The organism is Stenotrophomonas sp. P5_A8 (assembly GCF_056400545.1).
This window is the reverse complement of the sequence record NZ_JBFULB010000127.1, coordinates 1-10,730: the sequence shown is the minus strand read 5'-3', so window position 1 is coordinate 10,730 and position 10,730 is coordinate 1. Positions and strand designations below refer to the sequence as shown.

The window sequence follows — 10,730 nt, the reverse complement described above, 5'->3', positions numbered from 1 at the left end:
GCCACCCATGGGGTGGCTCTACCGGGGGCTCAGTCGTTCGCGGCCGACAACGCTTGCCCGCGCCGGGTGGCGGCGTCGATCGCGCGTGCCACGATCGCTTCGAAGTCATCGCCCTGGAAGCTCTCGATCGCCGCCTGGGTGGTGCCGTTGGGCGAGGTCACGCGGCGGCGCAGTTCGGTGGGGGCCTCGCCGGATTCGTCCAGCATGCGGCTGGCGCCGAGCAGGGTCTGCACCACCAGCGTGCGCGCCGCATCAGCCGGCAGTCCCTGGGCCACGGCGGCCGCTTCCATCGCTTCGGCAAGCAGGAACACATAGGCCGGGCCGCTGCCGGACACCGCGGTCACCGCGTCCATGCGCGCCTCATCGTCGATCCACACCGTGCGCCCCGCGCTGGCCAGCACCGTGTCGGCCTGCGCGCGCTGGGCGGCACTGACGCCGGCGGTGGCGTACAGGCCGGTCACCCCGGCGCCGAGCAGGGCCGGCGTGTTGGGCATCGCCCGCACCACGGCCGGGTTGCCGCCCAGCCAGCGTTCCAGCTGCGCGCTGGTGATGCCTGCGGCAATCGACAGCACCAGCGGCTGCTTCGCATGCGCCAGGTCCGACAGCGCGGCGCACACATCGCGCAGCACCTGCGGTTTCACCGCCAGCACCCACACCGTGCCTTGGGCGGCGGCCTCGGTGGCGCTGGCGTAGGTCTTCACGCCGAAGTCGGCGGTGAGCTGTTCGCGAAGCCCGGTGACGGGCTCGGCGACATGGATCTGCGCCGGCGCCACGCCTTGTCGGATCAGCCCGGCGATCAGGCTGCGGGCCATGTTGCCGCCGCCGATGAAAGTAAGCGGGGAAGCGCTCATGCGATCTCCTTGGGAATGGGGTTGATGAAGCATCAGGCCGCGCGCGGGCGCGTGCCGAACAGGGCGGTGCCGATCCGCACCATGGTCGCGCCATGGGCGATCGCGTCGGGATAATCCCCGCTCATGCCCATCGACAGCGTATCCACCTGCGGATACGTCGCCGACAGCGATTGGAACAGGTCGCGCATGCGCTCGAAGGCCTGCTGGCGGCGCGCGGCATCGGGCCACGGCGCGGGGATGGCCATGAGCCCACGCAACCGCAGCTGTGGCGCGGCGCTGATCGCTGCCGCCAACGCCGGCACCGCCTCGGGATCGCAGCCGTGCTTGCTGTCCTCGTCGTCGATGTTGACCTGGATCAGCACGTTCAGCGGGGCGAGGGCGGCGGGCCGATGCGCGGCCAGCGCCGTCACCAGTTTGGGCCGGTCCACGCTCTGCACCCAGTCGAAGTGCCGGGCGGCCAGCTCGGCCTTGTTCGATTGCAGGTGGCCGATCAGATGCCATTCCAGGCCCAAAGCGGCCAGCGCCTCGATCTTGCCCAGCGCTTCCTGCACGTAGTTCTCGCCGAACGCGCGCTGGCCCTGGGCGGCCAGTGCCGCCACCGCCTCGGCCGGTTGGGTCTTGGACACGGCCAGCAGGGCAGGGTCTGGCCGTCCGGCGGCGGCGGCTGCGTTGTGCAGGTTCAGCAAAATCGTCGGCAGGGGCAGCGCGGACACGGGCGTTTTCCGGTAGATCAGGAACGCTATACTGCCGCCCGGGGAAAGAACCTTCCAGTCGCAGCAGTCATGGGGAGTAGCAGCGCATGGATATCGCCGAACTGTTGGCGTTTTCCGTAAAGAACAAAGCGTCGGATCTTCATCTGTCGGCAGGCCTGCCGCCGATGATCCGCGTCGACGGCGATGTCCGTCGCATCAATATTCCGGCATTGGACCACAAGCAGGTACACGCGCTGGTCTACGACATCATGTCGGACAAGCAGCGTCGCGATTACGAGGAATTCCTCGAGGTCGACTTCTCGTTCGAGATTCCGTCGCTGGCACGTTTCCGCGTCAACGCCTTCAACCAGAACCGCGGCGCCGGTGCGGTATTCCGTACCATTCCGTCCGAAGTGCTGACGCTGGAAGACCTGAACACGCCGCCGATTTTCCGCGAGCTGATCGACCAGCCGCAGGGCCTGATCCTGGTCACCGGCCCGACCGGTTCGGGCAAGTCGACCACGCTGGCGGCGATGATCGACTACATCAACAAGAACGAATACGGCCACATCCTCACCGTCGAGGATCCGATCGAATTCGTGCACACCTCGCAGAAGTGCCTGATCAACCAGCGCGAAGTGCATCGCGACACGCACGGCTTCAACGAAGCGCTGCGCTCGGCCCTGCGTGAAGATCCCGACATCATCCTGGTCGGCGAATTGCGCGATCTGGAAACCATCCGCCTGGCGTTGACCGCCGCGGAAACCGGCCACCTGGTGTTCGGCACGCTGCACACCAGTTCGGCGGCCAAGACCATCGACCGCATCATCGACGTGTTCCCCGCCGGCGAAAAGCCGATGGTGCGCTCGATGCTGTCCGAGTCGCTGCGCGCGGTGATCTCCCAGGCCCTGTTGAAGAAGGTCGGTGGCGGGCGTACCGCCGCGTGGGAAATCATGGTGGGCACTCCGGCCATCCGCAACCTCATCCGCGAGGACAAGGTGGCGCAGATGTACTCGGCGATCCAGACCGGCCAGCAGATGGGCATGATGACCCTGGACCAGCACCTGCAGGACCTGGTCAAGCGCAGCCTGATCACCCGCAACCAGGCGCGCGAGTACGCCAAGGACAAGCGGATTTTCGAATAGTGGTAGTGCCGGCCGCTGGCCGGCTCCTGGAAACCTTCGGAGTACACCGCGATGAGCACCACCACCATCGACTTCACCTCGTTCCTCAAACTGATGGCGCATCAGAAGGCGTCGGACCTGTTCATCACCGCGGGCATGCCGCCGGCGATCAAGGTCAACGGCAAGATCTCGCCGATCACCCAGACCCCGCTGACGCCGCAGCAGAGCCGCGACATGGTGCTCAACGTGATGACGCCGGCGCAGCGCGAAGAGTTCGAAAAGACCCACGAATGCAACTTCGCCATCGGCCTGTCCGGTGTCGGTCGCTTCCGCGTGAGCTGCTTCTACCAGCGCAACCAGGTCGGCATGGTGCTGCGCCGGATCGAAACGCGCATCCCTACGGTTGAAGAGCTGAACCTGCCGCCGATCATCAAGACGCTGGCGATGACCAAGCGCGGCATCATCCTGTTCGTGGGCGCTACCGGTACCGGTAAATCCACCTCGCTGGCGGCAATGATCGGCTACCGCAACCACAACTCGACCGGGCACATCATCACCATCGAAGACCCGATCGAATTCGTGCACAAGCACGAAGGTTGCATCATCACCCAGCGTGAAGTGGGCATCGATACCGACAGCTGGGAAGCGGCGCTGAAGAACACCCTGCGCCAGGCGCCGGACGTGATCATGATCGGCGAAGTGCGTACCCGTGAGGGCATGGACCACGCCATCGCGTTTGCCGAAACCGGTCACCTGGTGCTGTGCACGCTGCACGCCAACAACGCCAACCAGGCGATGGATCGCATCATCAACTTCTTCCCCGAAGACCGCCGCAACCAGCTGTTGATGGATCTGTCGCTGAACCTCAAGGGCGTGGTCGCCCAGCAGCTGGTGCCCTCGCCGGATGGCAAGTCGCGCAAGGTCGCGATGGAGATCATGCTCGGCACGCCGCTGGTGCAGGACTACATCCGCGATGGCGAAATCCACAAGCTCAAGGAAGTGATGAAGGAGTCGGTGCAGCTGGGCATGCGTACCTTCGACCAGAGCCTGTTCGAGCTGTACCAGGCCGGCGAGATCAGCTACGAGGACGCCCTGCGTTACGCCGACTCGCAGAACGAAGTGCGCCTGCGCATCAAGCTGTCCCAGGGCGGTGATGCGCGCACGTTGTCGCAGGGCCTGGACGGGGTGGAGATCTCCGAAATGCGCTGAGGCCTCGGCCGCGTTCCCACGGCCAGCGGCAGGCGCGCGATCCTGCCCGTGGCCGACGCATGCCCACCCGCTGGCGGACGTAATTCTTCTCTGGCATAGTCGCGCCGCCCCCCGATCGGGGGCGCGGTACCGGCGGCCGCCGGCCCACAACCTGCCAGGCAAGACTGCATATGGACATGCACAACCCCTACAGCCCGCCGCGCCAGACGTTACCCTCGTCTGGTCAGCCGATGTCCGCGCCTCTGCCGCCGGACCAGCGTGCGGGGCTGCTGCAGGCGACCGACAAGCCCATGTACTTCGCTCCCGGCACGTTCAAGCTTGCCGCGATGTCGTTGGCGACGTTCGGCCTGTACACGATGTACTGGTTCTGGCGTAACTGGCAGGCCATCCAGCGCGAAAGCGGCCAAGACCTGTGGCCGTGGGCACGTGCAGTGTTCTGCCCGCTGTGGTGCTTCTCCTGCTTTGCCCAGCTCGCCGATCTGGTGCGCGGCCGCCGCCGCGAACTGGCCTTTCCAGTGGCGCTGCTGGGCATTGTGTTCCTGGTCCTCAACCTGGTCGGCCGGCTGGACAACGCCGCCTCCCTGCTGGCGTTCCTGAGCTTCGTTCCGTTGTTGCCGGTCAACGCGCTACTGCGCCAGTACCATCGCGACGAGCGCATCGACAGCACGCGACTGGACCGCCTGACGATCTGGCACGTCCTGATCCTCCTGGCAGGCGGCATGTTGTTGTTGATGCTCCTGGCGGTGATCATCCTGGGCGAAGTAAGCATCACCCTGCCTGAGGCACGCTGAGCTGGATTGATGATCTGGGTTCATGACCGACTGCACCTGGACACCTTCAATCCCGCTCCGGGAGGTCTGTATGGTGGCAGGCCATCCACCGCGCGCCTGACGGGCGCAGGAGAACTCCCATGCAATCACGAGAACTGGGCAACAGCGGCCTGCGCGTTTCAGCGCTCGGCCTGGGATGCATGGGCCTGAGCTTCGGCTACGGCCCGGCCACCGAAACCCGCGCGGCCACCGCGCTGCTGCACGCGGCGGTCGAACAGGGCGTCACCTTCTTCGATACCGCCGAGGTCTACGGCCCGTTCCGCAACGAGGAACTGCTTGGCCAGGCGCTGGCGCCGTACCGCGACCAGCTGGTGATCGCCACCAAGTTCGGGTTCAAGGACGGGCATGCCGATGCCGGCCTGGACAGTCGTCCCGAGCGTATCCGCGCGGTGGCCGAGGCCAGCCTGTCGCGGTTGAAGACCGACCGCATCGATCTGTTCTACCAGCACCGGGTCGATCCCCATGTGCCGATGGAAGACGTCGCCGGCACGGTCCGGGATCTGATCGCCGAGGGCAAGGTGAAGCACTTCGGTTTGTCCGAAGCCGGCGTGGACAGCATCCGTCGCGCGCATGCGGTGCAGCCGGTGGCCGCACTCCAGAGCGAGTACTCGTTGTGGTGGCGCGAACCCGAGCAGAGCGTGCTGCCGGTGTTGGAGGAACTCGGGATCGGCTTCGTCCCGTTCAGTCCCCTCGGCAAGGGTTTTTTGACTGGCGCGATCAACGTCGATACGCAGTTCGCCGCCGATGACTTCCGCAACAGCGTGCCGCGTTTTGCCGCTGATGCGCGCCAGGCCAACCAGGCCCTGGTCGACCGCATCAGTGCCATTGCCACGGCCAAGGGCGCCACGCCGGCACAGGTCGCCCTGGCCTGGCTGCTGTCGCGCAAGCCGTGGATCGTGCCGATTCCCGGCACTACCCAACTGCATCGCCTGGCGGAAAACCTGGGCGCGGTATCGCTGCAGCTCGATGCCGCCGACCTGCAGCAGATTGGCGATGCGCTGGACAGCATCGCCATCGTCGGCGACCGCTACAACGCCGCGCGACAGGCGCTGGTCGCGCGCTGAGCTGGCATTCGTCTGCCCGGACGCACGACCAACGGTCGTGCGTTACCGGTGCATGGCGTAGCGACGTCGGCCATCACGCCACGCACCGGACATCCCGGTAGGTACCGACCATGGGTCGGCACGCCTCCTCAGCCCCGGATGAACGCCAACAGGTCCGTATTGATCACGTCCGCGTGCGTCGTGCACATGCCATGCGGGTAGCCCTTGTAGACCTTCAACGTGCCGTGTTTCAGCAGCGTGATCGACAGCTCGGCCGAGTCGGCGATCGGCACGATCTGATCGTCGTCGCCGTGCAGCACCAACACCGGCACGTCGATCTTCTTCAGGTCCTCGGTGAAGTCGGTTTCTGAAAACGCCTGGATGCAGTCGTAGTGCGCGTTGATCGCGCCGGCCATGCCCTGCCGCCACCAGTTGTCGACCACGCCCTGCTGCACCGGCGCACCCTCGCGGTTGAAGCCGTAGAAGGGAATGGGCACCTCGCGGTAGAAATTGGCGCGGCCGGCGAGCAGTTGCGCGCGGAAGCCGTCGAACACGTCCTTGGGCGTGCCGCCGGGATTGGCCGCGCTCTTGATCATGACCGGCGGCACCGCACCGACCAGCACCGCCTTGGCCACGCGGCCGGGTTTGGCCTGGGCCACGTAATGGGCCACCTCGCCACCGCCGGTGGAGTGGCCGACATGGACCGCATCGCGCAGGTCCAGGTGGTCGACCAGTGCGTTGACGTCGGCCACGTAGGTGTCCATGTCATGGCCCCCGCTGGTCTGCGAGGAACGGCCGTGGCCGCGCCGGTCATGGGCGATCACCCGATAGCCCTGCAACAGGAAGAACTGCAGTTGGGTATCCCAGTCGTCGGCGCTGAGCGGCCAGCCATGGTGGAACACGATGGGCTGGCCGTGGCCCCAGTCTTTGTAAAAAATCTCGGTCTTGTCGGGCGTGGTGACAAAAGGCATGACGCGGACTCCGGGGGAGGGAAGGGCGGGGCGGGAAGTGCCTTGGCATGCTGCGCAGCAGCGCGTTCAGCCGGCATGAAAGACCGATGTCGATTTCCCCCGCCCTGGTGCGTCGTAGGAGCAGAACCGTCCATTCCGGCGCGGTCGCACCCCCCCAGCGAGGCAACGTCATGCGCGATACCCCCAAGGTCAATGGCCCGGCGTCGTATTTCCCGTCCATCGAGAAGACCTACGGCCAGCCGGTCGGGCACTGGCTGGCGCTGCTGGCAGCCCAGGGCGGGGGCAGGCACATGGAACTGGTGGCCTTCCTCAAGACCGAGCACGGGCTCGGCCATGGGCATGCCAATGCGCTGGTGGCGCACCATCTCAGGAGCGGCTGACCCCGCAGAGGGGCGGCTGAATCGCGTTCACCTGCAACTGTCACGCCGATCGTGTCTAATACCGCTCCCCACGTTCACCCCCCACCCCCATGTCCCTTGATTCCCATGGCCCCGCGCCGTGCGACGACGCTGACGGCCACCTGGTCACCGCCGGCCCGCTGACCCCGCCGCCGGACAGTGCCGGTACCGTCGCCGACGAAACAGCGCTGCGCCATTCGGTGGCCGAGGACGTGCAGGGCATGGTCCTGGCCACGTTGGTGGCCTCGCTGGGGCTGGCCATCTTCGCCAAGGGTGGGCTGATGATCGGCGGCATGGCCGGGCTGGCGTTCCTGGCCCACTACGCCTTCGGCTGGAATTTCGGCCTGGTGTTCGTGCTGGTCAATCTGCCGTTCTACTGGGTGGCCGTGCGCCGGATGGGCTGGGAGTTCACCCTGAAGACCTTTGCCGCGGTCACCGCCTGCGGCGTGCTCACCGACCTGCTGCCGCGCTGGGCCGACTTTGCCCACATCGCCCCGCTGTACTCGGCGCTGGTGGGCGGCGCGCTGGCCGGGCTGGGCATCCTGTTCTACATCCGCCACCGCGCCAGCCTCGGCGGCATCGGCATCCTCGCGGTGTACCTGCAGCGCACCCGTGGCTGGAGCGCAGGCAAGGTGCAGATGTCCTTCGACACGCTGCTGATGTGCGTGGCTTTCTTCGTGCTGTCCCCGTCCCAGGTGATGTACTCGGCCATCGGCGCGGTGGTGCTCAGCCTGGTGCTGATGTTCAACCACCGGCCGGGCCGGTACATGGGCGTCTAACCGGTAGGTGCCGACCGCTGTCGGTGCGCGATCCCCGCCACGGTCAACACCAACGGTAGCCGTCTACCGACCGGCCGACGCGGGCCGCGGGTCGGCACGCAGTTTCTGCAGCCGCGCGTACACCGGGCAGTCCGGGCTGTGCGCGCCGGGCAGGTAGCCCAGGCTCATCAGKAACTCGCCGGTGATCTCACCGCCGGTGAAGCGGAACGTCTTCTTGAACAGCTTCACCCACCCCGCCTTGTCCTGCGGGTGGTGCGCGTCCAGCCACGCCGCAAAGCTGCCATGGCTGGCCCGCAGCTGCTGGATCACTTGCGCGTTGTGGACCGCCGCATGCACCTTGAGCCGGTTGCGGATGATCCGCGCATCGCCCAGCAGGCGCTCGATGTCGCGTTCGCCATACGCGGCCACCGTGTCCACGTCGAAGCCGTCGTAAGCCGCCCGGAAGCCCTCGCGCTTCTTCAGGATGGTTTCCCAGCTGAGCCCGGCCTGGTTGATTTCCAGCAGCAGGCGCTCGAACAGCTCGCGCTCCTCGCGTTGCGGGAAGCCGTACTCGTGGTCATGGTAGTGGCCGTGGACGGGATGGCCGGGGGCGATGAGGCAGTAGCCGGACACGTACAGCTCCTTGGAATGGCGGGTCAACCGCGCAGGCCGGGGCACGCGCAGGTCTGCATTATGTCAGCGCGAAAGCGCACATCGCGGCCAGCGGCTAGAATGGCCCCCATGTCCGAGCTTTCCACCTCCCTCGCCCATCACCTGCTGGTCGCGCTGCCGTCGCTGACCGATCCCACCTTCGCGCGCAGTGTCGCGCTGATCTGCCAGCACGACGACAACGGTGCGATGGGGGTGCTGGTCAACCAGCCTTCCGAGTACACGCTGGGCGAAGTGCTGGCGCAGATGGATATCGACACCGACGACAGCGCCCTGCGCGGGCAGGTCGTGCTCAATGGCGGCCCGGTGCATCCCGAGCGCGGCTTCGTGCTGCATGACGATGCACGCGGCTGGGATTCCAGCCTGGCCGTTGGCCAGGGCGTGTTCCTGACCACCTCGCGCGACATCCTCGAAGCGATGGCGCGCGGCGAAGGGCCACGCAATGCGCTGGTCACCCTCGGCTGCGCCGGCTGGAGCGAAGGCCAGCTGGAAAGCGAGTTGTCCGAGAACAGCTGGTTGGCCGTGCCGGCCGATACCGATATCCTGTTCAGCACGCCGCTGGACCAGCGCTGGCAAGGCGCGGCGTCGCGGATCGGCGTGGACCTGTTCCGCCTCACCGATTACAGCGGCCATGTCTGAGCCGGTCACGCCAGCGGCGTCTGCCGGCACGCCACCGGGCATCCGTCGCGACGGCACGGTGCTCGGCTTCGATGTCGGCTCACGCCGGATCGGTGTCGCGATCGGCAGTTCGTTCGGCACCCATGCGCGGGCGATCGCGGTGATCGACGTGCACGGCAACGGACCGGACTGGGCCGCGGTCGAACGCCTCATCAAAGAGTGGCGGCCCGATGGCCTGGTAGTCGGCGATCCGCTGACCCTGGACGGCCAGGACCAGCCCAACCGCAAGCGCGCGCAGGGCTTTGCCCGCCAGCTGCGGGAACGTTTCAAGCTGCCGGTGGTGCTGGTCGACGAGCGCTCCAGCTCGGTCGAGGCGGCCCGCCGGTTCGCGGTCGAGCGCGCCGAAGGGCGCAAGCGTCGCCGCGATGCCGCCACCCTGGATGCGGTGGCCGCCGCGGTGATCATCGAACGCTGGCTGTCCAGCCCCGACGACGCCACCCCCGTTTCCTGAGCCCAGACCCTGCCCATGACCGCCTCGCAACTTGATTCCGATGGACGCCTGCGTCACCTGCTGACCCTGGAAGGTCTGCCCCGTCAAACCCTGTTGCAGCTGCTCGACCGCGCCGGTCAGATCCGCGATGCGGCGGTTGGCCGGGTCGGCAACAAGCGCCATGTGCTGGGCGGGTCGGCGGTGTGCACGCTGTTCTTCGAACCCTCCACGCGCACCCGCAGCTCGTTCCAGCTGGCCGCGCAGCGGCTGGGTGCGGACGTGCTCAACTTCGATGCGTCCACCTCGTCCACGCGCAAGGGCGAAACCGCCTGCGACACGCTGAAGAACCTGGAAGCGATGGGCGTGCGTGGGTTCGTCGTGCGCCACCCCGACGATGGCGCCGTGGCCGAACTGGCGTCCGCCGCCGGCGAAGGCACCGCGCTGATCAATGCCGGCGACGGCCGCAGCGCGCATCCCACCCAGGGCCTGCTGGACATGCTCACCCTGCGCCAGGCCAAGGGCAGCGATTTCTCGAAGATGAAGGTGCTGATCGTCGGCGATGTGAAGCATTCGCGCGTGGCCCGCACCGACCTGCATGCGCTGCGCACGCTGGGCGTGGGCGAAATCCGCGTCTGCGGCCCGCAGTCACTGCTGCCCGACGATGACACCCTCAAGGGCTGCATCGTCGGCCAGGACTTCGACGCCCTGCTCGAAGGCGCCGACGCGTTGATGATGCTGCGCCTGCAGCGCGAGCGCATGGAAGAAGGCCTGGTGCCCTCGATCGAGCAGTACCACGCGCAGTACGGCCTGGATGCCGCGCGCCTCAAGCGCGCCGGCACCGATGCGGCCGTGCTGCACCCCGGCCCGATCAACCGCGGCGTGGAAGTCACCGACGAAGTGGCCGACGGCCCGCAGTCGTGGGTGCTGCGCCAGGTCGCCAACGGCGTCGCCGTCCGCATGGCGGTGCTGGAAACCCTGCTGGGCTGACCAGCCTGGCGGTGCCGGCCACTGGCCGGCTCCACGACCGACCGGGGTAGTGCCGGCCGCTGGCCGGCTCCACAGCCAACCGGGTAGTGC

13 protein-coding genes are annotated in these 10,730 nt (G+C 67.1%); 9 read left to right on the top strand and 4 right to left on the bottom strand.

Features of this window, described 5'->3' with window-relative positions:
• Positions 1-29: 29 nt before the first annotated feature.
• Together proC and AC1DQP_RS10885 are read right to left on the bottom strand one after the other, a co-directional pair.
• Positions 30-851, bottom strand: coding sequence for a pyrroline-5-carboxylate reductase (proC, locus tag AC1DQP_RS10890; RefSeq protein WP_457320239.1), 822 nt, complete (start codon positions 849-851; stop codon positions 30-32).
• Between the two features lie 32 nt (positions 852-883).
• Entirely contained in the window at positions 884-1,564 is a 681-nt protein-coding gene (locus AC1DQP_RS10885) for a YggS family pyridoxal phosphate-dependent enzyme (protein WP_478051581.1), read from the bottom strand.
• An 86-nt stretch (positions 1,565-1,650) separates the two neighbouring features.
• On the opposite strand from AC1DQP_RS10885, the gene AC1DQP_RS10880 reads away from it, so the two are divergent.
• The 4 genes from AC1DQP_RS10880 to AC1DQP_RS10865 all read left to right on the top strand — a co-directional run bounded on the left by AC1DQP_RS10880 (position 1,651) and on the right by AC1DQP_RS10865 (position 5,770).
• Positions 1,651-2,688, top strand: a complete 1,038-nt coding sequence (locus tag AC1DQP_RS10880; protein ID WP_256775698.1) for a type IV pilus twitching motility protein PilT — start codon at positions 1,651-1,653, stop codon at positions 2,686-2,688.
• Positions 2,689-2,739: 51 nt separating this feature from the next.
• Positions 2,740-3,876: a PilT/PilU family type 4a pilus ATPase gene (locus tag AC1DQP_RS10875; RefSeq protein WP_256775699.1), complete on the top strand. Its 1,137-nt coding sequence runs from the start codon at positions 2,740-2,742 to the stop codon at positions 3,874-3,876.
• Positions 3,877-4,106: 230 nt separating this feature from the next.
• Complete coding sequence (locus tag AC1DQP_RS10870; RefSeq protein ID WP_478051580.1) at positions 4,107-4,667, top strand: hypothetical protein; 561 nt, start codon at positions 4,107-4,109, stop codon at positions 4,665-4,667.
• A 119-nt stretch (positions 4,668-4,786) separates the two neighbouring features.
• Positions 4,787-5,770, top strand: coding sequence for an aldo/keto reductase (locus tag AC1DQP_RS10865; protein WP_457319178.1), 984 nt, complete (start codon positions 4,787-4,789; stop codon positions 5,768-5,770).
• 128 nt (positions 5,771-5,898) lie between these two features.
• On the opposite strand, the gene AC1DQP_RS10860 is transcribed toward AC1DQP_RS10865, so the two are convergent.
• A complete protein-coding gene (locus tag AC1DQP_RS10860) occupies positions 5,899-6,720 on the bottom strand; it encodes an alpha/beta fold hydrolase (protein ID WP_457319179.1) in 822 nt (273 codons plus the stop codon).
• Positions 6,721-6,890: 170 nt separating this feature from the next.
• On the opposite strand from AC1DQP_RS10860, the gene AC1DQP_RS10855 reads away from it, so the two are divergent.
• Together AC1DQP_RS10855 and AC1DQP_RS10850 are read left to right on the top strand one after the other, a co-directional pair.
• Positions 6,891-7,100: a DUF4287 domain-containing protein gene (locus tag AC1DQP_RS10855; protein WP_457319180.1), complete on the top strand. Its 210-nt coding sequence runs from the start codon at positions 6,891-6,893 to the stop codon at positions 7,098-7,100.
• An 89-nt stretch (positions 7,101-7,189) separates the two neighbouring features.
• Positions 7,190-7,897, top strand: a complete 708-nt coding sequence (locus AC1DQP_RS10850) for a YitT family protein (RefSeq protein ID WP_256775704.1) — start codon at positions 7,190-7,192, stop codon at positions 7,895-7,897.
• Between the two features lie 63 nt (positions 7,898-7,960).
• Here AC1DQP_RS10850 and AC1DQP_RS10845 read toward each other — a convergent pair whose 3' ends face one another.
• On the bottom strand, positions 7,961-8,509 hold the full coding sequence (locus tag AC1DQP_RS10845; protein WP_478051582.1) for a DNA-3-methyladenine glycosylase I: 549 nt from the start codon (positions 8,507-8,509) through the stop codon (positions 7,961-7,963).
• A gap of 108 nt (positions 8,510-8,617) precedes the next feature.
• Between AC1DQP_RS10845 and AC1DQP_RS10840 the strand changes: the two genes are divergently transcribed.
• The 3 genes from AC1DQP_RS10840 to AC1DQP_RS10830 are packed head-to-tail and all read left to right on the top strand — an operon-like array spanning position 8,618 to position 10,640.
• Positions 8,618-9,184, top strand: coding sequence for a YqgE/AlgH family protein (locus tag AC1DQP_RS10840; RefSeq protein WP_457319181.1), 567 nt, complete (start codon positions 8,618-8,620; stop codon positions 9,182-9,184).
• Positions 9,177-9,674, top strand: a complete 498-nt coding sequence (gene ruvX, locus AC1DQP_RS10835) for a Holliday junction resolvase RuvX (RefSeq protein ID WP_457319182.1) — start codon at positions 9,177-9,179, stop codon at positions 9,672-9,674. The genes AC1DQP_RS10840 and ruvX overlap by 8 nt, the downstream gene beginning before the upstream one ends.
• A 15-nt stretch (positions 9,675-9,689) precedes the next feature.
• Positions 9,690-10,640, top strand: coding sequence for an aspartate carbamoyltransferase catalytic subunit (locus tag AC1DQP_RS10830; protein WP_256775707.1), 951 nt, complete (start codon positions 9,690-9,692; stop codon positions 10,638-10,640).
• Positions 10,641-10,730 lie beyond the last annotated feature (90 nt).